Consider the following 21376-nt stretch of genomic DNA (forward strand, 5'->3'; position numbering starts at 1 on the left):
GACTTCCTTCCAGCAAAACCGACATGAAGGAGAGAAGCTTGTGAACCAAAAAATCACCCAAGATACATTCCGGTTGCTTCAGGCTGAAATGTCTAAGATTGCCGGAATTCAATTGTCTCTCTCTCCGGCAGAATGTGAGCAAATGCTCTCGGTACTGGAACGCCATGATCTGGAGTATGACCGCAAAACCCATTTGCTAGGCATTTATACTATTCTTACCGTGGCAGCACAACGCCATATGGAATGTGTCCCAAATCATCCTGACCTTACCCGTAACATTTTGGATGGAGATTACCTGTACAGCTTCTACCTGCAGTTTGCAGTGAAATGCAAGGAGCTGGATCTGGTAGCCTATATGGCCCCTTCCATCAAAAAATTGCAGATCGAACGTTCAAATGGAGAGTTCACGGAACACAATCCGGCCCGGGAGCTCAATGAATTCCTCATTCAGGAGCGCAGACAACGAAGCCGTACCAGCAAAGCCATTTGACAGGTGGGAACATGAACGATGAAGCTGCACGAAGCCTTGAATATCGATCTGAATGAAATTAACCGTGAAATTAAGAATCTGGTGACCCGTGATAAGGATGTTCCCAAAAAGTCGCAGCTGGCGCAGAGCATTCTCGAACTGACAGGCTCCGGCGGTAAACGCCTCCGTCCGCTGATGGTTATTGTCGGCAGCCGGTTTGGTCCGAGACCTGCCGGACGCCGGACCCTGCAATTATCCGCTGCGGCTGAATTTATCCATGCGGCCTCATTGATTCATGACGATATTATTGATAACGCCGAGTTGCGGCGGGGTGAGCCTGCGCTGCATATCAAGACCGGGATTCTATCCGCTGTCCATATCGGTAATTATATGTCTGCCCGCATTATTGAACTGCTCAGCAAGTATACCGGGGATAAGGACCGTTATGTTCACGATCTATCCTCTGTCGCCACGGCCCAGCTATGTCTGGGTGAATATCAGCAATTAGAGCTTGCTTTTGATTATGATCTTACGCTGGAGCAATATCTGGAGAAGTCCCGTAACAAAACCGCACTGCTGATGGCCACCTGCCTGCGGGTAGGTGCATTGTCGGCGGAGAGCAGCGCGGAGACTGCCCAGCTCCTCTACGATTTCGGCGAAGCGCTGGGGATGTCATTCCAGATTCAGGATGATATCCTGGACTTCACGCAATCGGCGGATGTACTCGGCAAGCCGGCCGGCAGCGATCTTCGCCACGGCCAGGTTACCCTTCCGGTGCTCTTCGCCTTACAGGATGCAGAGCTTGCCCGTATCATCCGCAGAATAGGCCCTGGCTCTTCTTCTGAAGACATCGAGCAGGTCTTGGAGCTGGTAAGGGGCAGTGATACCCTGGCCCGCTCAGAGGCTGTCAGCCAGGACTATCTTGCCCGGGCTGCTGCGATTGTGGAGCAGCTCTCCAGCTTCCCGGCGCATGCTGACCTGAGGACTCTGCTGCAATACTTCGCCGGGCGTGACCGCTGAGCTCGCCTAACCCGCCAGCGCTTTATATGTAATTATTCGCCAATCAAGAGCCTTTAATCAGGCTCTTTTTTGTTGCCTTGGCGGGTTCAAGGGATGGAACATTGGAATCTAATGCTGATAATTGTACTTTGCACAATAGATTCCACCAATTCTTAAGCTCAAACGCGTTCTGTTGTATTTCGTACATTTGATTTCAGAAAAAGTGCCCATTTCACATCCATTGAGCAAATTCTACTGTACAAAGTGCAACAGATGCGATTTTAAGACTAATTTCACCGGATTCTAATGTACGGAATGCAATTGCCATGCCAATGGTTACTGCCACTTCGCTAAACAAGTGAACGCAGCGAAGCGAACGTGAACGTGTTTAGCTACAGGGATGTTGCAGGTTTGGGGTTTGGGGTTGGTTCTCGGTCTCGGTCTTAAGGTTGCTGCCCAAAAAGAAAAGCGCGAAGCTCTAAGCTTATCGCGCTTTTTTGCTGCCCGGCCCTGCTGGGTAGGCCTGTTGTCTTTTTGAAGTTAATCTTGCCTGGGGAGAGGTTAGGACGGAACGGAGAGGAATTTTGGAACTGGAGGAGCGGCAGCGTCCGCCTAAAAGCTTTCCGCAGGAAAGCTCGCTTCGGAAGCATACGCTCTACGCTCATTTCGGATTCCAACCGCGTTCAGCGGTTCTAATCAGGAAATCCAAATATAACAGCGACCGTAAGTCCAAAAATCCGCGCAGTGCAGCTTCCCAACCTCCAGCACGCGCCCCAATCCGACGCGCCGCCAGCAAGCCTAATTAACGTAAAAATAATCAATCAGCGTACACAGCAAGATCACCGTACTGATTACCTGATTCAAATTATAAGAAGCCACCTTCATTAGCTTACGGTTAGCAGGCTTAATGATCTTGTGCTCCGTCATAAGCAGTACCGTAGCGATGCCGATGCCGACCAGATACATCCAGCCGAGATCACGCCAGAGGTACAGGAACAGAAGCAGCATAACCATAATGAAATGCAGCCCCTTGGAGATCCGCAGCGCGTTCTCCAGGCCGAAGAAGCTCGGTATGGACCATAAGCCGTTCTTGCGGTCGAACTCAATGTCCTGAGTCCCGTAGATGATATCAAAACCGGCAATCCAGAGCATCACCACGGTTCCGATCACGAATGGCGTGAACGCGATATTCCCGGTAACCGCAAACCAGGCGCCAATCGGCGCCGAAGCAATCACGAAGCCCAGATATAGATGGCTGAGGAAGGTGAAGCGCTTCGTATAAGAGTAGGATGAGATCAGTACAATGGCTACCGGGGACAGCACCAGACAGAGCAGGTTCAGCATCCCTGAGGCCACAATGAACAGGGCATAATTGATGATAATGAACAGAATGACTTCTTTCTCGGCGAGCAGACGCTGCGGCAGATGCCGGTGGGCGGTACGCGGATTGTTACCGTCGAAGGTGCGGTCCACCAGACGATTGAACGCATTCGCCCCGTTACGTGCCCCGATCAGCGCGATCAGTCCCCATAACATCATATGGCCGGAAGGCCAGCCTCCCGCCGCCCATACCATCGAGATGATGGCAAAAGGCAGTGAGAACAGCGTATGGGAGAACATCACCAGCTCGCTGAACATTTTCAGTTTAAGCGCCGTATGTTTAAAAGCATTAATGATAACCATAATGTTAGGCCTCTTTCTCAGTGGATCGCTTGCAGCACTTCATGGAGTGCATCCAGCAGGGCATCAATATTCCTGGAAGTGACAACTAGCGGCGGCTGAAAAGCGAGGACGTTGCGGCCTATGCCGTTTTTGCCGATCAGGTATCCGCGGTCCTTTAGCTCTTCCAGCACATAGTCTGTCACAGCCGCAGCGTCCTCAGTCTCTGAACCGGCCAGCTCGGCCCCCAGCATAAGTCCGCTGCCCCGTACATCGGTAATCAACGCAGGGTAACGCTCCTGGAGAGCAAGCAAGCCTTGTTTCAGCTGCCCGCCCAGCTCAGACGCACGTTCTGCCAGCCGCTCATCACGGATGTAGTCCAGCACCGCCAGCGCCGTAGCCGCAGAGACCGGATTCCCTCCGAACGTCGAGGCGGAAGGCTTGTTCAGCGATGCCGCAATCTCATCTGTTGCGGAAAAGGCAGCGATGGGCACTCCGTTCCCCAGCGCCTTGGCCATGCTGATAATGTCCGGCACGACGCCGAAATGCTCCATCGCAAACATAGCTCCCGTCCGGCCGTAGCCGGTCTGGATTTCGTCGTCAATCAGCAGTACACCGTACTGCTCAAGCAACGCCTTCACCTCACGGAAGTAAGACAGCGCAGGCATGACAATTCCGCCGTTCCCCTGAATCGGCTCCACGATCATAGCAGCGATGGTGTCTCCCTGGGCAGCGAGTACTTCCTTCAAATTCTGGATGGACTGAGTCGCCGCCTCCTCCAGCGTCAATTCCGGATGATACGGGCGCTTAATGAACGTCACATCCTCATCCAGGTAGGCATCGGTTCTCCACATTTGCAGCCCGGTCACACTCATGGTGAGGTTGGTCCGGCCATGCAGGCCGGCTTCCAGCGCGATGAAGCCCTTGCGGCCCGTATGCATACGCGCCAGCAGAAGCGCTCCTTCATTCGCCTCTGAGCCGCTGTTGACGAAGAATGTCCGGCGCAGCGCGCCCGGCAGCACTTCTTCCAGCCGTTCCGCCAAGTCTACATTCGGCTGAGTCAGATAGATCGGCGAGGTGTGCTGCAATTGCTGCAGTTGTGCTATCGTACGTGAAGTAATAGCCGGATTACAGTGGCCACAGGCAACCACAGAGACTCCCGCGAAGAAGTCGGTGTATTCCTTGCCGTTCTCATCGTAGACGTACTGCATGCTTCCGCGTACCAATTGCGGGGCATCCCGGTAAAAATGTGCGGTGCACGGGTAGAAATACTGCTTTCTTTTGGCAGCTACCGCTTCTCTTCCAATGATGACGCTCTGTTCCATGAGATTCCCCTCGCTTTCAATCGCTGATGATTTAACAATAATGGCCTAAGCAGGCTGGTACCACACCAGACACAGCTGTCTATGAGTTTGTGAAAAAAGTTACTTATAATTGCGCCATATGTCCTTATTATACTCGTAGAAGCCTTATTTTAAAATTGAATTATTAGCATTAGTTAAATTGCAGTGAACCGAGGGTGTACCCCGCATATACCGGCTTCAGTCCGCCCAGCAGATCATCCTCCGGCTTTGTTCCATCCATCGCAGCCTGATAAGCAGCAATAATGGTGCGCAGCTCCTTGATACTGTATGTCGCGCCTTCTATCCGGAAGCTCGCAATCCCCAAGCCGTTCATTTCACTCAGCATCGGGAGATAACATAGTTCCTTGGCGAACAACAGATGGCAGCGGCCATATTGGTCACGGTAGACCGGGTTCTCGCCCTTGTCGGTCTTAAGCACCAGCACATCATTGCGGACATATTGGTTGTCTTCCTCTCCGATCGGCTCCATCACCTCTGTATTCTCGAACAGATCATGCTCCATATACATCAGCGCCGGCGTTCCGTGCACCACAACCTCCAGCGGCAAGTCGCTGCGTGAGGTGAAGGATGCGAAATGCTCCAGCGTCATCTCCGGCGAAACAGTCAGCTTAGTAAGGCCAAGTCCGGCGTACAGCCCGGCAGACAGATGGTTGTAGACATTCAGATTAGCATCGCCCATCATCGGATAACCGGTGCCACGGTAACGGCGGATCGCTCCCAGGTTCGTAATGATTAGGCCATCAATCGGCAGCCGCTCTCCGCTCAGCAGATGATCATACTGGTCAAAATGCAGCTCATTCATCATCCGCGGCAGGCCGAGATATAGCTTGGTATGACCTTTTACCGCTCCAAGCTCCTTAATATCCTGCTTCGTAAACGGACGGTCCGGCTCAAACACATCGCCCGGCAGATACAAGCTGTCTACCCCCATCTCCAGTACGAGGCGCGCCTGCTCCATATTATTCACACGCACTGCCAGCTCAGGCTTGTTAAGGATGCTGCGTCTGTCTTCAGCCATTCGCCCGCGCAGCTCCGTCACCCGCTCCGCAGACAGCTCACGCTCGGCAGTCGGCGTACTGAACACTTTGCCGGTGCTGTAGAACTTGCCTGTTCCCTCATAACGGCGGTTGATATTCGTTAGTCCCGGTTTGCCAAAAGCATACGCCGTGGAGAAATCGCGCTTACGGTTGTTATACAGCTCTTTGGAATCCTTGGTGCGGTCGAAGCCCAGCGGATCATCGATATAACGGTCAATCGCATCGCCGTAGCTATTGGACAGCATCACCATGAAGTCCTTATCGCGCATACGGCCTTCGATTTTGAAGGAGGTAATACCCGATTCTATCAACTCCGGAAGATGCTCATACATGAACATATCCTTCACCGCCAGCGGATATTCTGCAGGGAAGACATAGCCGTCACGTTTGATCCGGTAATCCCAGCGGCAAGGCTTCATGCATTTGCCCCGGTTGCTGCTCATTCCGAACACCTGGGAGCTGAAATAACAGTTCGCCCCGTGTACAGAGCACATATCGCCATGGATGAAATATTCCAGCTCCATGCCGCTTCTTGTGCCCAGCAGCTTGGCGGTCTGCAGATCCATCTCCCGTGAGGTAACAATCCGGCTGACACCCAGCTCCTTCAGCGCATGGATCATCTCCAGATTATGCACATTCATCATGACAGAAGCATGAACCGGCAGATTCAGCCCCATCTCGCGGATCAATTCCAGCACCGCCATATCCTGCACGATCAGCGCGTCCGGGCGGGCCGTGTCCAGGAAGCTCAGGTACGCTCTGGCCTCTTCCACATCCTCTTCGCTGAACAGATTATTTACCGTGATATATACTTTTTTGTCCATACTATGGGCGATATTCAGGGCTTCGATAATCTCTTCATGACTTAAGTTGTAGCCCTTGCGCATCATTCTCATGTTCAGCACCGGACCGCCGAAATACACCGCATCACACTTTGATTCAATGACAGCCTTGAAGATCTCAAAGGTTCCCGCAGGTGCCAATAACTCTACTTCTTTACCATTAAAATAACGTGCCATTTCCGTATCCCCCTAAATGTCTTACAATAATGCTACTGCAACTCCCAGTACAACGAACAGAGCAACAAAAAGCGTATCCGCCGCGCCCCACCTGAGCCGGTGATACCGGCTGCGCGGCGCATCCATGCGGAAGCCCCGGGCTTCCATCGAATAGATCAGGTCCTGGGCCCGCCGGAACGCACTGGCGATGACCGGAACCAACAGTGAAACGAGCATGCGCGCCTTCTCCTTCAGCGGCAGTTCCTTCAGATCTGCTCCGCGCGAGGCCTGCGCCTTCAGAATAATCTGCGCCTCATCCAGAATCGTCGGAATGAAGCGGAGCGCGATGCTAATCATCAGCGTAATCCGGTCGGGTGACAGCCTGAGCTTCTTAAGCGGGGCCAGCACTCCCTCCAGCCCCTGGTTCAGCTTGCCCGGCGTTGTCGTGAAGGTCAGCAGCGCGGTAAAGGTCAGCAGGAATAACATGCGGATGACAGAAAATGCCCCCATCCGCAGGCCGCCCGCATGCAGCGAGAACGAGCCAAGCGACCACAGCACCTCCCCTTCCTTCACGGACAGCGCCTGTACGATGAAGATGAACAACATCAAATAACGCAAAGGCTTCGCAGCCTTAATGAAATACTTCAGTGGAATGCGGGTCGTCGCCATCACCACGATGGAAAAGACCGCAACCAGCCCGATTGATATCCAGGAAGTGGACAGCAGAATGATGGCAACATAGAGCAGCATTCCGGTAATCTTGGACCGGGCATCCAGCTTATGGACCCAGGAGCCCGTATCAATGCTGCGGCCCAGCAGCAGACGCTCATTCATGGCCATCCCCCATTTCTTCCGAGCCGGAAGCATTCAGCGTGCGGCGCTCTTCCAGCAGGGCCGCAAGCCGCCCCGCGAGACCCTCCGCTGTAAGGAGCGGCTTCTCGCCGCTAAGACCGAAGCGCTCGGCGGCAGCCTGCCAGTAACGCAGAGACTGCGGAACCCGCAGTCCGCAGCGCGCAAGAATCGCCGGATCAGCTGCCAGCTCGCTGCCGCTGCCCTGGAAGGCGAGCTCCCCCTCCTTGAGCAGGACCCAGTTGTCAGCATAAGGCAGCAGTTCATCCATCCGGTGCGTCACGATGATGATCGTGCGGCCCTGCTCGCGGCACAGCCGCTCCAGCAGCGCGATCAGCTCCGCGCGGCTTACCGGGTCCAGGGTGGCTGTCGGCTCATCCAGCACCACAATGTCCGGGTCCATCGCCAGCACCGAGGCAATGGCCGCCTTGCGCATCTGTCCTCCGCTGAGCCGGAAGGGATTGCGCTCCAGCAGCGCCAGATCCAGTCCCATGTCCATCATTGATTTGCGCGCCCGCTCCTTGGCCTCCTCCAGGCTGACTCCAAAGTTCAGCGGCCCGAAGCAGAGATCCTTCTCCACCGTATCTTCGAACATCTGCTGCTCCGGGAATTGAAAGACGAGGCCTACCCTCCGCCGCAACGGAAGCAGCCTCGGTGATTTCTCCCCTGCAGTTATCGTTACATCCAGCACCTGCACTGTGCCTTCCGTCGGCTTAAGAATGCCGTTGAACAGCTGGAGCAGTGTAGATTTGCCGGAGCCGGTGGCTCCGGCAATTCCAGTCAGCGAACCCTGGGCAATCTCCAGATTAATCCCGTGCAGCGCCGTCTGCTTCCACATACTGCGGTCGGCATACGTGTAGCTTACTTGCTGTAGTTGTATTGCCATAGTGTATCTATAAGCTCCTTTTCGCTGGCGGGTACATCCACCGTAATTCCCCGGCTCTCCAGTTCACGGGCAAGCTGCCAAGTATAAGGCTCCCGCAAATGACACTTCTCCAGCAGCTCTGCATCAAGGAACAGCTCCGCAGGTGATACATCTGCCGCGATGCTTCCCCCGTGCAGCGCCAGCACCCGGTCCGACGCCAGAATCTCATCGGCATCATGAGTGATCAGCAGAATCGTGTAGCTGCCTTCTGCCTGCATGTCGCGCAGAATCCCCATCAGCTCATCGCGGCTGCCCTCGTCCAACATAGAAGAGGCCTCGTCGAAGATGACGATGCCTGGCTTCATAGAGAGAATCGAGGCGATGGCTACACGCTGCTTCTGCCCGCCCGACAGCTCTCCGGGATGCTTGGACAGCAGATGGCTGATCCCGAGCTTACCAGTATAGAATTCAAGCCGCTCCTTCATCTCTTCGTAGGATAGGCATAGTCCCTCCAAGCCGAAGAGAATATCTTCTTCCACCGTCTGGCCGATGAACTGGTTATCGGGGTTCTGGAAGACCATTCCGATGCATTGCCGGATGGACTGAACCGTCTCTTCCTGCAGCGTATGCCCGCAGACAGAGATATGGCCGGCGCTCTTCGGAAGGAGCGCATTCAGCAGTTTGACCAGGGTCGATTTGCCGCAGCCGTTAGGCCCCACAATGCTCACCCATTGGCCCTGCGGGATCGACACATTAATATCATGGAGAATCGGATGCTGCGGATCATAGCCGAAGGATACGCCCTCAAGGGCAATCACCGCCGGCTTTTCAGCGGTTCTTGTATCGTTGTACGCTTGATTCATGTTACTCATCCTTCCGCAGCTAGTGACCCGGTCCGTTCAGGAACTCTTCAAACAAGGATATTTTGGATAGCGAGTCAACCACATACCGGACGGCGAAGCCGACAGCAATGCCTGTAATAATACCGGTAATCAGCAGGACCGGCAGGTAATAGAAAATACTGGTTGAATTAAATACGAACGAGGCTGCCAGCAGTTGTCCTGTATTATGAGCCAATCCTCCCGCAATGCTGATGCCGATGACACTGAACTTTTTGCGGCCAAGCTTCACCAGCGCGAACATCACAATGAAGCTGAACAGGGAGCCGAACAGGCTGAACAGCAGGCTGGACAGCGTGCCGAGCAGGAAGGCGGTCAGCAGTGTCTTCAGGATCACCAGCACCAGAACATCGCGTCCGCGCAAAAAGTAAATACAGGTCAAAATCATAATATTGGCGAAGCCCAGCTTCGCCCCGGGCATCAGCCCCACTCCGGCCAGCGGGATCTGCGCCTCCACAATACTCAGCACCACAGCAACAGCAGCGAATATAGCGATAATTACGGTCCGCTTCAGCGCTGTAGCCGATTCACTACTGGACATAGCCATCTACTTCATCCTCCCCGGCCCCACTTGCAATCTCAACCAATACCCGGTGCGGAAGGCATACGATGGTCTGCTTGGGCAGCGTGATGAAGCCGAAGCCGAGGCACACCTTATCCGGACAATCCGCATCGAACATCTCAACCCCGTAATCATGCACCTTCAGAATGTTATAGCCCCGCTCAGTGCGTACCTCAATAGTCTGCTCTTCTTTGGTTAGGGTTATCGTTTTGAATAACTTACCATCTACTGTTATATTGGCCTTGAGTTCTTTGCCCGGCCCACCTTTATCAGCATCGTTTGACAGCCATCTTGGCACGAGAAAAGCGAGCGCAGCAATCAGAACGATAGAAATTAGCAGCACATCTGCGCGTTTCATAGAAATCTCCCTTATTTTTTAATTAAAATCCAGACTTAATAATTATAACGGTCTGCCCTCAATCCTTCAATGAATGTAGTCGTTAATTGTCGCAATTCCATGTCAGTTCACAAAATAGGCACGCAAAGCCGAAGCGGAAACTCCATAAACTGGATAGTATCCGCTTCGGCAAGGAATATAAGGATAATGCCTTCAACCAGTGTATTACCCGGCCTGAACAGGCTGAGTACCCTTACGGGCTTCCGGCTCCCGGCCGAAGTACCCCAGGAACAATCCGGAGAATTCAGGGTCCCACTGACTCCCCCTGCCCTGCTCCAGAATATTCAGCGCCCGTTCATGGTCCATCCCTTTACGGTAGGGCCGGTCGGACGTCATCGCATCATAAGCATCCGCTACCGCGATAATCCGGCCGTGCAGCGGAATATTCATACCGGCAAGACCATCCGGGTAGCCCCGGCCGTCATAACGCTCATGATGCGAGCGGACGCCGCCCAGATAGGGTGCCATTTTGTCCGCCGGTTCAATCTGCCGCAGAATATTCTCTCCCAGCACAGTATGACTCTGAATCTGGAGGAATTCCTCATCCGTTAAGGCTTCTTCCTTGAACAGGATGCTGTCTCTCACCCCGATCTTACCAATATCATGCAGCAGGGCTGACTTGCGCAGATCATCCAGCTCCTGCCCCCTCAGTCCGGCCAGCTGTCCGATAATCACCGAATACTCCGCTACACGGAGCGAGTGTCCTGCCGTATAAGAATCGCGGGCATCCAGGGCCACGGCGAGGGTGGAGAAGTAGCTGTCCAGCAGCTGGCGGCTCTGCTGCTCCCGTGCCTGCAGCCCGCGGACCATCATGTTAAAGCCTGCCACCAGCTTCGAGAACTCATCGGAGTACTCATCCTGCACCTGGACCAGATTGCCGTCCTTTACCTGGTTCATCGCCTGATACAGCTCATGGATCGGATGCTGTACACTGTTCGTCAGCAGCCAGGCCGCAATGGAGGAGAACAGCGTGCCGATCAGCAGCACCATCCCCGCCCAGGCCCAATAGCTCTGAAGTCCGACGACGACTATCGAATCCCCCTCACCGTTCATACGGATATGTGTCGCCATAATAAACAGGAACAGCGGGAAGGTGCCGATCAGCATACAGCTCACCAGGAATTTGGGGCGTATCGGCACGAACACATGGCCCTCCAGGGAAAAATCCACACCATACTGCTCCAGCGCACGGTTCCTGAATTCCTTAATCAGCGGAATAATGGAGGTGCAGGTCAGGAAGAATTCAATGAGGGAATGCATACAAGCCACAAGCACTGCGCAGCACATAGCCAGAATCAGATAGATATAAGGGAACGTAACCCAGCCCGTATGAATCATCCAGAACGTTAGCAGCAGAGCCGGCACCGATAATCCGAGCAGATGCGGCCCCATAATCCGCTGTATGGCCCGTTTGGGCAGCTGGTGCGTGTGCAAATACGCTTCTTCCAGCATCGATAGCGCAGCATTCTCCTGAACCAGCGCAGCCCGTACGGGCCTGATCTGTCTGAGAAAGACAGTAATCTCAATAAAGGCCATTATTACGAAAGAACAAGCAAGCACCAGCAAGAGGCGGTAATATTCAACCCGGCTGATCTCCAAAGAAGATAGCATAAGCAGACTCCCGACTGCGAGTACCGCTACAGCTGAGCCGAAGATATAGTTCCGGATCTGATTTCTCAAAAAGCTTCTGTATAGTCTCATCTGTCCCCTCATCCCCGTCCGGCCTCAGCCCAATATGCAGTTGCATTTATGTAAATACCATGCTATAATAAAATAATATTTGTTTTCGAGTATGTATATCCCCATCAAGAAGATGTCAGGCCGATGAATCACTTCTCTATATTATCGGCGGTTTGGACACAATATCTTACGTTTTCTTGCAGTACTTTTCCTTTTTATGAGACTAAATTCGAACATAGCATTCCGATTCACACTGGCGCGGCCACGGAGCCGCAAGGACAAAAGAGAGGTAGGGCTTTTGTCGTATTGGAAGGATTTCTCTCGCCACACGGCTGCTGGAAATAACAAGGAATAACGACACCCGTTTCGCTCACAAACGGCGGGGGATTTATATACCGATAAGGCATGGTTTGCTGCTTCCCTGTTCTTCAGGGAAAGGCCCCATGTGTGGAACATAATTAGCGCCCGATAACCGCTGTCAGCGGATATCGGGCGCGTCTACGTTCTATGGGCTTTTATCTTAATGATTTAGCGGCAGCCGGGCTGTGTACATAGCGTTCTACGAATTCGCCTACTGTGCGGATGTATGTGCTTTTATCCGTATCATAGGATAGGCCATGCCCCGCTCCATGCACCACCAGTTGCTCCTTCGGACTCCGGCAGGCCTCATACAGCTCATTCATCATCGCATAAGGCACGAACTTATCCGCATCCCCGTGGATGAACAAAATCGGCACCTTGGCCTTGCGTACCTGCTTCAGCGCAGATGCCTCCCCAAAGGAATAACCGGCCTTCATCCGGGTCACCAGACTGGCAACCGGCACAAACGGGAAGCTGGGCAGATGGTACATCCGCTTCAGCTGATAGGACAGCTGCGCCTTGACCGAGGTATAGCCGCAATCGGCGACAATCGCCTTGACCTGCGGAGGAAGCTCCTCGCCGGATGTCATCAGCACCGTGGCACCGCCCATAGACACGCCATGCAGCACGATTTGTGCGTCCGGACCGTTCTCCTGCAGGACAAATCCGATCCATTTCAGATAATCCCGGCGCTCCGGCCAGCCAAAGCCGATATAATCTCCTTCGCTTTTCCCGTGTCCTCTGGCATCAGGCAGCAGCACATTATACCCCAGATTCTCATAATAGTTCTTAGCGGTCGCTCCCATATCCTTGGCCTTCCCGGAATACCCGTGGGCAACAATGACCGTCCGTGCGGCAGCACGCTCTGACGCCAGATAATAGCCTTGCAGCTTGAACCCATCCTCAGACACCAGCTCCACCTCACGGAAGGTCTGCCGGGATACCCACTCCGCCCCTTCTCCCCATGAGGCTCCAGCCACCGGCGGCGGATCGATCTTAAGGTCTGGGGTCTTGGCCAGGAATTCCTTAGGGGCCCGCTTAATGGCTACTCCATAAAAATAGAATCCGGCATATCCCACCCCTGCGGCCACCACGATCAGCACCACAAGCAGGTATATCATCCACATCAACGTTCCTCCTTCAGTAAGCAACCCTTCCCTAGTCAGGGAACAGGATCTCTTGCTTAGTGTAATTTGAGCCTAGTATAGCACGGGAGTATTGCCAACTAAAAATACAGCTGGGGCACAATCTTCAACTCCATTGTACTCTGCAAGACTCTTGGAATACGCTGGTGGACTCCACCATTTGGTCCGTTCACCTTCCCACAGCAGATTGTGTTCGGTTTTTTTTGCATACATTGGGTCCGCTCACCTTCCCAATGGCGCATTGTGTTTGGTTTTTCGCGTACATTGGGTCTACTCGCCTTCCCATCGGTCTGTCTCTGAGCACTTGCTTCAAGAACAAAATGCCTGCAGCATCCTCATTGTGACTGGTTTTTCGATCACATTCGGCCCATAAGCCTCTGCCGCACCGAATGTAGTCGGTTTTTCGACCACATTCGGCCCATAAGCCTCCGCCGCACCAAATGTAGTCGGTTTTTCGATCACATTCGGCCCACACGCCTCTGCCACACCGAATGTAGTCGGTTTTTCGACCATATCCGGCTGTTCGGTGAAATCAGCGAAGTCATTCCTATTACTGATCCAGAATATAGTCATCCTGCCGATGCTCCAAGACACTCCCCCCCCAACTTTATGCACAACTTATCCACCTCGGACGTAAATCATAATTTCCTAATCAACGAAAAAAAGAGCTACTTCCAGGAGAACGTCTTCTCCGAAAGCAGCCCTTGTCAAATTACAGGGTCATCGTTTGTTTATATAAATCTCAGTTCCGGTGACTCATTTGCGTTTGCTGTTTCTGGTGTTTCTTCTAAGAATCAAGCCCAGACCAGCGAGTGCCAAACCGGCAAAATAATAAGGGGCAGGACTGGATTCGCCCGTCTTCGGCAGGGTTCCATCCACAGGCACACCGCCTAGAGGAACTTCCTCATCAATAAGGACTACATCAGGTACCGGTTCGGCTGACGGTGTTGGCTCCGGTGTTGCTGCTATAGGCGCAACCGCAACAGCCGGTGTCGGCGTTGGTGCCGGTACTGTTGTTGCTATTGGAGCTACTACAGGTCCCAGCGGCAGCGGATCATCATTCACAGCCAAATCATTGCTCACGATAAATCCGATGATCGGAGTCGGCGTAGGCACTGGAGGGAAACTGAACGGCGGCGATGTTGGCGCTGGCGTTGTTACTGGTGTTGGATCTGGCGTTGGTACCGGTGTCGGCGTTGGTGTCGGTTCTACCGTCGGCGTTGGTGTCGGCGTTGGTGTCGGCGTTGGTGTCGGCGTTGGTGTCGGTTCTACCGTCGGCGTTGGTGTCGGCGTTGGTGTCGGTTCTACCGTCGGCGTTGGTGTCGGCGTTGGTGTCGGTTCTACCGTCGGCGTTGGTGTTGGCGTTGGTGTCGGTTCTACCGTCGGCGTTGGTGTCGGCGTTGGTGTCGGTTCTACCGTCGGCGTTGGTGTCGGCGTTGGTGTCGGTTCTACCGTCGGCGTTGGTGTCGGCGTTGGTGTCGGTTCTACCGTCGGCGTCGGTGTTGGCACTGTCGTTGGCGTTGGTGTCGGTTCTGCTGTTGGCGTCGGTGTCGGTTCTACCGTCGGCGTTGGCGTAGGCACTGCCGTTGGCGTCGGTGTTGGTTCTGCTGTTGGCGTCGGTGTCGGTTCTACCGTCGGCGTTGGTGTCGGCGTTGGTGTCGGTTCTACCGTCGGCGTTGGTGTAGGCACTGCCGTTGGCGTCGGTGTTGGTTCTGCCGTTGGCGTTGGTGTCGGTACGGCTGTCGGCGTCGGTGTTGGCACTGCCGTTGGCGTTGGCGTCGGCACTGCCGTTGGCGTCGGTGTTGGTTCTGCCGTTGGCGTTGGTGTCGGTACGGCTGTCGGCGTTGGCGTAGGCACTGCCGTTGGCGTCGGTGTTGGCACTGCCGTTGGCGTTGGTGTCGCTACAGCTGTCGGCGTCGGTGTTGACACTGCCGTTGGCGTTGGTGTCGCTACAGCTGTCGGCGTCGGTGTTGACACTGCCGTTGGCGTTGGTGTCGCTACAGCTGTCGGCGTCGGTGTTGGCACTGCCGTTGGCGTTGGCGTCGGCTTCACCGTTGGTGTTGGCGTCGGCTTCACCGTTGGTGTTGGTGTTGGCTTCACCGTTGGTGTTGGCGTCGGCTTCACCGTTGGTGTTGGCGTCGGCTTCACCGTTGGTGTTGGTGTTGGCTTCACCGTTGGTGTTGGTGTTGGCTTCACCGTTGGCGTTGGTGTTGGCTTCACCGTTGGCGTTGGCGTCGGCTTCACCGTTGGCGTTGGTGTTGGCTTCACCGTTGGCGTTGGTGTTGGCTTCACGGTCGGCGTTGGCGTCGGCTTCACCGTTGGCGTTGGCGTCGGCTTCACCGTTGGTGTTGGCGTCGGCTTCACCGTTGGTGTTGGCGTCGGCTTCACCGTTGGCGTTGGCGTCGGCTTCACGGTTGGTGTTGGCGTCGGCTTCACCGTTGGTGTTGGCGTCGGCTTCACCGTTGGCGTTGGCGTCGGCTTCACGGTTGGTGTTGGCTTTGGAGTTGGAGTGCACACTGGTGTAGGTGACGGTTTTATGGTCGGTGTAGGCTTCACAGTTGGTGTAGGTGTTACTGTCGGTGTTGGCTTCACAGTTGGTGTCACCGTTGGTGTTGGTGTCACAGTCGGTGTAGGCGTTACCGTTGGTGTCGGTTTTACTGTTGGTGTTGGCGTTACCGTCGGTGTTGGTTTCACTGTCGGTGTCGGTGATGGACTAGGTGTCGGCGTTGCGGTCGGCGTCGGACTCGGCGGCGGCCCCTCTCCCTCGTACATCCCAAGGTGCATCTCAACCCCGCCGCTAAAAGATTTTGCAATCAGAGTCCCGTAAAGCTCTGCTCCGGCATAATGAACATCCGCTCTGGGTGCGAGAATGCTGCCATAGAAGGAGGTATAAGCAATATTCACCTCAGAAGCTTCGTAAAAGTTGAACAATACCTGACTGGCTCTGCCGTTATTCATTGAAAAGCTCGGCACATTGACTGTAGGCCCGCTTATATTAATAATCAGCGTAGCGTTCTGGGCAATGTTGAATTCGATATAGTTGGTCTTCGCCAGTGTCGAGGCATCCAAATGAACTACATTGAAACGATCCGGTGCACTTATCTTGAGCTGTCCATAATTGTTATTGCCGATCTCATTCGTGTCGGCCAAGGCCCCATACTCTGTGGATCGGGAGATCAGACTCTGCTCCTCAGCTGCAAAATCAATCGGCTTCTCTTTCCTCTTAGCACCTATAATTTTAACCTGGGGCTCATTGACTGTAATGCTGTCTCCGTATACCACGTTTCCGTTAATTTCTCCGCTACCCAAATGTTTAAAATTCTTGCCTGCCACAAGTACATCCGTCGGCGCAGCACCACTGTATGCTCTTGCTACTCCGTAACCTCCGGAGAGGGTAATGTTCCCCGCCGCTGCCAGGCGGCCCTCAATCTGATCACCGCCTTGCACAAAATCACCGAGGATAAAAGCATTAAAATTCCCTGCGACTCCTAAAACCGGTGTTGGCGTATACGGCATCCCTGAAGCTGCTCTAACATCCGTCCCCCATGTAAAGGTACTGGATAAAGTCAATAGGCCTGCCATAATGATGGCGGCTGTTTTACGTACTCTTTTTTTCAATAGTCCACACCTCCTAGTTACTATTCTATGAATCTGTCACGCGACTATAACAACAAAAAGACCGCCACGAAGGGTTAGCTTCACGGCGGCCGGACGACCCTAGCCTCAACTTTAGAGACAGTAGATTCCTGACTTTGCGTCCCGTTCTTTCGATACGGTTTGCGTTTATACATGATTTCGGTATGAAATTGAGATTTGCTTATGTACAATCATGGTTGAGTCTATGACATTTGTTACTTTTGTACTAATTTCAGTTTATCCGCTCCCCCACCCTATTGTCAATCCGTTCCCAGTATATTTCTTGAAATTATTTTTCCGATGATTCCTCATTGATCCCTTGTACCATAAGGGTTCACGTGCGAGCCTCTTTTTTCCTGCTGACGAAAAAAGTCGAGAAATCAGAGAATTGGCTGTAGCCGTTTATCTCTCCTCTCTACAATGCTATCAATTTTCATTAATGAAATTTGATGCATTTGTCCTATTTTATTGGTTTCACCCCGTCTCGGCTCACTGTCCGCTCCTATTCAATGCAATTTTACCTATTTGCGGGCATGTCAGCTCTAAAAAAAAGTGCCGCCCATAGGGACGACACCTGCTAATAGAATTCATATATTTTGAATAAAAATGTCGCCTAGGCAGACCCGAACAGCTGAACCCAGCCAATCATCGATACCCAGAGCGGAACACTTAGAATGATCCCGAATACCAAACCACGGCGGAGACTTCCTTCATGACTCATTGCCATTCTCCTTTGAGCTGATTTATTTTTCAATCTATATTATTTCAATTTTAATATATAATAATTCGTTCTATTTTTTTGTGAAAAATATCACATTATTTAAGTTAATTTATAAAACCCATTGATTAATTTTTGAAAGGTGAGTTACAATGCGAATATACGTTCTCTTCAAGGAGTTGAGAGGGATGCACAGAGCAGAGAGCCAGGATAACCTGCTGGTCAAATCCTATATTTTGCTGCCGCTTATTCTATCCGCCTTCGAGCGTGATGCTTCTGCTATATCCTCAGAGCTGCGTACGCCTGCGCCTTATCTTGAGGTAATCCAGTTGGCCGTCCATGCCGCTTCTGCTGATCTGCGGGAGGTCCGTGCCGGGATGCGCGCCCGTGGTCTGAAGGTCTATGAACAACAGCGGCTGGAGGCGGGCGTTGAAGCCAAATTCGTCTGCAGAGGTTATCACGAGCGGATGCTGCTGCTGGATGATGTGATTGCTGCCCAGGCTACTCTGCATATGCGGAGATATCTGGGTATGGAGAAGACGGAGCAGGGCCCGAAGCAGAGCTAACAAAGAAGCCTGCCGCAAGCGGCAGACTTCTGCATGTAATGATCACCCGGCTGCGGTTACATTAACAACGTCCAATACCCGAGCGTGCCACATATAACCGCCACAGCTACCGGATACAGGATTCTCCGGCTTACCTGATCCCTGAACGCAAGAAACAAACAAAGCATACAAAGCCATGCAATTAGAAGGCTTCCCATCTATTATGCATACGCTCCTTCCCGGCATTCCTGCCCCTCTCCAGCGGTAGACCGCCTCAGAGCACAACTTCTTTATATATAGGAAGATTTCCCGCCGAATATCCCAATTATACCAGCTGACAGCCAATCTGGAGCAATTTTTCTTCAAAATGCCGGCAAGAAATTCACAATTCCTCTTCCAGCACAGGATATTCCCAGAAACCCAGACGTCCCTTAGCAGGTATCGGATGTACCAGCGGAACAACTTCCTCCAGCTTCCAGGCATACCTTCCTTCGGCATAATTACCGAATACATATTCATTGCCACCCGGCCAGCCTTGCTGCACAAGCTCCGGCGTCACCTCACAGCAATCCACAAGGCGGCTGACCGCAATGATCCTGCCGGTTGGCAGATTGTCCGCAGTGTAGCCGTGACGGGCCAGCAACGACTGATACGGCTCCGTCCGGCAGATCGCCTTATTCACCTGCATCCCGGCATGAATGGCTAACTCCCCCCGGTAAGCGGTCCGCCAGCTCCGGGTTTCGATTTGTTTTTCTCCCAGCGCAATTAAGGTGGCCCACGGCTGGCGAATGGTCAGAACCTTCATAATGTAGCTTGCCTCCTCTGATGAATACCTTACTGGTCAGAATTACTATGACCTTCTATGGGAAAGAATAGTAGCTAAGAAGGAGGACTGATGAGCGATGGGTAACGGATTAGATCAAGGGTATGGGGTATTAAAATGCAAATTATCCAATGAGAATACCATATATAAGCTAGGCTACAAAAACAATCATATCCAGGTGCTGGTTGACGTTGAAGACGATGACCACAAAAAGTATAGATTAGCAATCAACATCCAATCAAGCAATAAAGCCGAGCATTTACCGGAAGACACTGCCAATCAGGTACTTTATTATGTGGGTGAAGATTTAAAATCGGAAGAAACAGCCCGCTGGCTCAAGCTTGAGTCAGGCTTCACGAAGATCACCAGGGATAACCGGAGCCTTGCCCTTGACTACATCCGGGGAAACCTCGTGATCCCTAACAAGATGGTGGCCCTGCCTAATACAGGCCGGAATGAACCGGAGGACAGCGATCCTCACAACAATCTCTTTGACAAAATAACTTCTTATATCGAGGAAGCAAAAAAGCAGAGGGCTACCCAGTATGTGTTCGGCGAACCTTGGGGGCCTGTGGATAAACCCGACAAATACTTCGGCTTCTCTCCTGGACAGGGCGTTCATAATATTCATATGAACCAAGGCAATGCGGGCGGGTACGCCCGAGAAAATGGCACATGGCAAGACGGTGGAGTCCTTATTCATTTCCAGAACGCGAACAGATGGGTGGCTATCTTCCTGGCCTTCCAGTCCCAATCCTGGTGTACTAACGACCAGGGAGAGGCCACCAAGCCGGTTAGTGAATGTAATCATACCAATGCTTTGTCATGAGCCAACACCATCGCATTAACCGCTGATACGATATCCTTGGCATCCAACTGTTCATCCAGCCTCAAATGAAGTTGTAAGGTAGCAACTGGTGAATGGTTAGCAGAAACGATGAGCTCAACCTCATGAGATGAAAGCACCTTTGCTTGCAGGATTTGCAGCCAGGGGATAAGATCCGGTAACGCTTTATCCTCCGAAGGACCCATTTCCATGCCATCCGCCCCAATAGGTGAACGCCCGTCGAAATACTCAATTCTGAGCACAGCATCAGAAGGGGGACTGTTCCTCTTCAAGGTCCTAGCCGCTTCGAGCTGATGGCGGGAGGTTTGTTTACGACCGATAATTATATTCCACAAAACGATACACAGGGAGGGGATGAAGAAGCAGAGCACCGCCAACCAACCACTGGAGGTCTTGACATAGACGGCAAAAAAGAGGGCTGCGGATAGAATCGCAAGTAACCAGATGTAGAGCTCCTGCCGCCATTTGGACTGGCGCTTCCCGGATGCTGGAGGAATGGACTGTGCTGGCTGAATATCGGTAGCTTGCTCCGGTTGAGCCGCCGTTCGTTCTCTCCATGGCAAATGCTCCCCACTCAGCATATAAAAGTTATCGGCTGCTCCCTGCCAGACCTTCTCCTGCGAGGGTTGCGGCGACTGCCAGAGGGTAACGTACTCTTGAATATCTCTCAGATATAGGGCAGGATCGCCCGTGAACGAGAAATATTGCGAAAGCTCCAGATGAATAACGGCAGCAGAATAACGCTGTACATGGGTCGATAAGGTTTCCAGCCACTCCTGTACAGGAGTGGCAAGCGCTGGGAAACGGGCCAGCGTGCCCGGTAAACTCAGGCGCAATTGCTCTGCAGCATCCGCCCATGGAATCTGCCATTGGAAGGCCTCGGAAAAATGTTCCCACTCCGGCAAATCCTCCACATCCGGTTGGTCCATATGGGGTTGAATCTTGCTCCAAGCTTGCATAAGCTGGCTGCTATAGCGCTGAAACTGGTCTTGGCTGACCAGACAAAACCATACTGGAGCGAGAAAATTATTTGTCTCGAAAGCTGTATTCTCATAATCAATCCACTCTGTATCGGCACTGGTAACAACCAGGAATGTCCGGTTTCCCATATAAGATCCTTGCCTCCTAGCATCCAACCATATGCTCCCCACTCTACTTAACTAAAGGGTAGAAGAATGGTAGATGTTGATGCTTGCATAGAAAAAAGGCGCAGTTCCAAAAAACCGGAAACCCGCGCCACTATCGACTTTGTTAAGATGCTGGTGAAGGGAATTGAACCCCCGGCCTACGCATTACGAGTGCGACCACGTTAGTATTTACTAGGTATTATAAAGGTTTACAAGTATAATTTATATACTAGAAACCCGTTAAAAAACTTAATGGGGTTGGTAGATATTTGTTTTCCGTTAGAAGTTTGGTTAGAAGAAATGTTAGAAAACATGACTGGTCTTAACCCAGTCCGACCTTGTATAATCGGCCTGCTGCTATAGATAGCGGGTTCTGAGATCGGCATAAGCGCCGTCC

Annotated in this window: 18 protein-coding genes and 1 riboswitch; of the genes, 4 read left to right on the plus strand and 14 right to left on the minus strand. The window is 52.7% G+C overall.

The annotated features are described in order from the left end of the window. The first annotated feature begins 40 nt into the window (after nucleotides 1-40). Together MKX42_RS31825 and MKX42_RS31830 are read left to right on the plus strand one after the other, a co-directional pair. Nucleotides 41-490, plus strand: a complete 450-nt coding sequence (locus MKX42_RS31825; protein WP_340757405.1) for a hypothetical protein — start codon at nucleotides 41-43, stop codon at nucleotides 488-490. A gap of 18 nt (nucleotides 491-508) precedes the next feature. Next, entirely contained in the window at nucleotides 509-1489 is a 981-nt protein-coding gene (locus tag MKX42_RS31830; protein ID WP_340757406.1) for a polyprenyl synthetase family protein, read from the plus strand. A 777-nt stretch (nucleotides 1490-2266) separates the two neighbouring features. Here MKX42_RS31830 and MKX42_RS31835 read toward each other — a convergent pair. From MKX42_RS31835 to MKX42_RS31890, 12 genes are all read right to left on the minus strand, one after another. Next, entirely contained in the window at nucleotides 2267-3151 is an 885-nt protein-coding gene (locus MKX42_RS31835) for a UbiA-like polyprenyltransferase (protein ID WP_340757407.1), read from the minus strand. Between the two features lie 17 nt (nucleotides 3152-3168). Next, nucleotides 3169-4452 (minus strand): aspartate aminotransferase family protein, encoded by a 1284-nt coding sequence (locus MKX42_RS31840; protein WP_340757408.1) that lies wholly within the window; start codon nucleotides 4450-4452, stop codon nucleotides 3169-3171. A 169-nt stretch (nucleotides 4453-4621) separates the two neighbouring features. Beyond that, nucleotides 4622-6547: a peptidase U32 family protein gene (locus MKX42_RS31845; protein WP_340757409.1), complete on the minus strand. Its 1926-nt coding sequence runs from the start codon at nucleotides 6545-6547 to the stop codon at nucleotides 4622-4624. Nucleotides 6548-6568: 21 nt separating this feature from the next. Then, nucleotides 6569-7360 carry an energy-coupling factor transporter transmembrane component T family protein gene (locus MKX42_RS31850; RefSeq protein ID WP_340757410.1) on the minus strand — a complete coding sequence of 264 codons (792 nt, stop codon included), beginning with the start codon at nucleotides 7358-7360 and terminating at the stop codon, nucleotides 6569-6571. Next, nucleotides 7353-8261 carry an energy-coupling factor transporter ATPase gene (locus tag MKX42_RS31855; RefSeq protein ID WP_340757411.1) on the minus strand — a complete coding sequence of 303 codons (909 nt, stop codon included), beginning with the start codon at nucleotides 8259-8261 and terminating at the stop codon, nucleotides 7353-7355. Before MKX42_RS31855 ends, MKX42_RS31850 begins: the two co-directional genes overlap by 8 nt. After that, on the minus strand, nucleotides 8237-9103 hold the full coding sequence (locus MKX42_RS31860) for an ATP-binding cassette domain-containing protein (RefSeq protein WP_340757412.1): 867 nt from the start codon (nucleotides 9101-9103) through the stop codon (nucleotides 8237-8239). Before MKX42_RS31860 ends, MKX42_RS31855 begins: the two co-directional genes overlap by 25 nt. Before the next feature lie 19 nt (nucleotides 9104-9122). Then, on the minus strand, nucleotides 9123-9686 hold the full coding sequence (locus tag MKX42_RS31865) for a Gx transporter family protein (RefSeq protein WP_209994599.1): 564 nt from the start codon (nucleotides 9684-9686) through the stop codon (nucleotides 9123-9125). Further along, entirely contained in the window at nucleotides 9670-10059 is a 390-nt protein-coding gene (locus MKX42_RS31870) for a NusG domain II-containing protein (RefSeq protein ID WP_340757413.1), read from the minus strand. The genes MKX42_RS31865 and MKX42_RS31870 overlap by 17 nt, the downstream gene beginning before the upstream one ends. A gap of 204 nt (nucleotides 10060-10263) precedes the next feature. After that, on the minus strand, nucleotides 10264-11799 hold the full coding sequence (locus tag MKX42_RS31875) for an HD-GYP domain-containing protein (RefSeq protein ID WP_340757414.1): 1536 nt from the start codon (nucleotides 11797-11799) through the stop codon (nucleotides 10264-10266). 494 nt (nucleotides 11800-12293) lie between these two features. Next, entirely contained in the window at nucleotides 12294-13259 is a 966-nt protein-coding gene (locus MKX42_RS31880) for an alpha/beta hydrolase (RefSeq protein ID WP_340757917.1), read from the minus strand. A gap of 333 nt (nucleotides 13260-13592) precedes the next feature. Continuing rightward, entirely contained in the window at nucleotides 13593-13898 is a 306-nt protein-coding gene (locus MKX42_RS31885; protein ID WP_340757415.1) for a hypothetical protein, read from the minus strand. A gap of 141 nt (nucleotides 13899-14039) precedes the next feature. Further along, entirely contained in the window at nucleotides 14040-16901 is a 2862-nt protein-coding gene (locus MKX42_RS31890; RefSeq protein ID WP_340757416.1) for a choice-of-anchor A family protein, read from the minus strand. An 81-nt stretch (nucleotides 16902-16982) separates the two neighbouring features. After that, nucleotides 16983-17075: riboswitch (cyclic di-GMP riboswitch) on the minus strand. 750 nt (nucleotides 17076-17825) lie between these two features. Between MKX42_RS31890 and MKX42_RS31895 the strand changes: the two genes are divergently transcribed. Then, nucleotides 17826-18203, plus strand: a complete 378-nt coding sequence (locus MKX42_RS31895; RefSeq protein WP_340757417.1) for a hypothetical protein — start codon at nucleotides 17826-17828, stop codon at nucleotides 18201-18203. A gap of 361 nt (nucleotides 18204-18564) precedes the next feature. Here the strand turns inward: MKX42_RS31895 and MKX42_RS31900 are convergent, their stop codons facing one another. Further along, the gene (locus MKX42_RS31900; RefSeq protein ID WP_340757418.1) at nucleotides 18565-18987 is read right to left on the minus strand and encodes an ASCH domain-containing protein; all 423 of its coding nucleotides are present in this window, start codon (nucleotides 18985-18987) and stop codon (nucleotides 18565-18567) included. A gap of 97 nt (nucleotides 18988-19084) precedes the next feature. Here MKX42_RS31900 and MKX42_RS31905 point away from each other — a divergent pair, with 97 nt between their 5' ends. Next, complete coding sequence (locus tag MKX42_RS31905) at nucleotides 19085-19834, plus strand: YukJ family protein (RefSeq protein ID WP_340757419.1); 750 nt, start codon at nucleotides 19085-19087, stop codon at nucleotides 19832-19834. Here MKX42_RS31905 and MKX42_RS31910 read toward each other — a convergent pair. After that, entirely contained in the window at nucleotides 19813-20961 is a 1149-nt protein-coding gene (locus MKX42_RS31910) for a hypothetical protein (RefSeq protein ID WP_340757420.1), read from the minus strand. The two genes, MKX42_RS31905 and MKX42_RS31910, sit on opposite strands and share 22 nt — an antisense overlap. Nucleotides 20962-21376: the final 415 nt, after the last annotated feature.

Source organism: Paenibacillus sp. FSL R7-0204, assembly GCF_038002225.1.
Taxonomy (GTDB): domain Bacteria; phylum Bacillota; class Bacilli; order Paenibacillales; family Paenibacillaceae; genus Paenibacillus_AQ.

Excerpts from the sequence above, each read along its gene's own strand:
- MKX42_RS31865 (WP_209994599.1), bottom strand. The coding sequence starts at position 9,686 with ATGGCTATGTCCAGTAGTGAATCGGCTACAGCGCTGAAGCGGACCGTA.
- MKX42_RS31870 (WP_340757413.1), bottom strand. The coding sequence starts at position 10,059 with ATGAAACGCGCAGATGTGCTGCTAATTTCTATCGTTCTGATTGCTGCG.
- MKX42_RS31855 (WP_340757411.1), bottom strand. The coding sequence starts at position 8,261 with ATGGCAATACAACTACAGCAAGTAAGCTACACGTATGCCGACCGCAGT.
- MKX42_RS31835 (WP_340757407.1), bottom strand. The coding sequence starts at position 3,151 with ATGGTTATCATTAATGCTTTTAAACATACGGCGCTTAAACTGAAAATG.
- MKX42_RS31900 (WP_340757418.1), bottom strand. The coding sequence starts at position 18,987 with ATGAAGGTTCTGACCATTCGCCAGCCGTGGGCCACCTTAATTGCGCTG.
- MKX42_RS31845 (WP_340757409.1), bottom strand. The coding sequence starts at position 6,547 with ATGGCACGTTATTTTAATGGTAAAGAAGTAGAGTTATTGGCACCTGCG.
- MKX42_RS31910 (WP_340757420.1), bottom strand. The coding sequence starts at position 20,961 with ATGGGAAACCGGACATTCCTGGTTGTTACCAGTGCCGATACAGAGTGG.
- MKX42_RS31875 (WP_340757414.1), bottom strand. The coding sequence starts at position 11,799 with ATGAGACTATACAGAAGCTTTTTGAGAAATCAGATCCGGAACTATATC.
- MKX42_RS31830 (WP_340757406.1), top strand. The coding sequence starts at position 509 with ATGAAGCTGCACGAAGCCTTGAATATCGATCTGAATGAAATTAACCGT.
- MKX42_RS31850 (WP_340757410.1), bottom strand. The coding sequence starts at position 7,360 with ATGAATGAGCGTCTGCTGCTGGGCCGCAGCATTGATACGGGCTCCTGG.
- MKX42_RS31895 (WP_340757417.1), top strand. The coding sequence starts at position 17,826 with ATGCACAGAGCAGAGAGCCAGGATAACCTGCTGGTCAAATCCTATATT.
- MKX42_RS31905 (WP_340757419.1), top strand. The coding sequence starts at position 19,085 with ATGGGTAACGGATTAGATCAAGGGTATGGGGTATTAAAATGCAAATTA.
- MKX42_RS31880 (WP_340757917.1), bottom strand. The coding sequence starts at position 13,259 with ATGATATACCTGCTTGTGGTGCTGATCGTGGTGGCCGCAGGGGTGGGA.
- MKX42_RS31840 (WP_340757408.1), bottom strand. The coding sequence starts at position 4,452 with ATGGAACAGAGCGTCATCATTGGAAGAGAAGCGGTAGCTGCCAAAAGA.
- MKX42_RS31860 (WP_340757412.1), bottom strand. The coding sequence starts at position 9,103 with ATGAATCAAGCGTACAACGATACAAGAACCGCTGAAAAGCCGGCGGTG.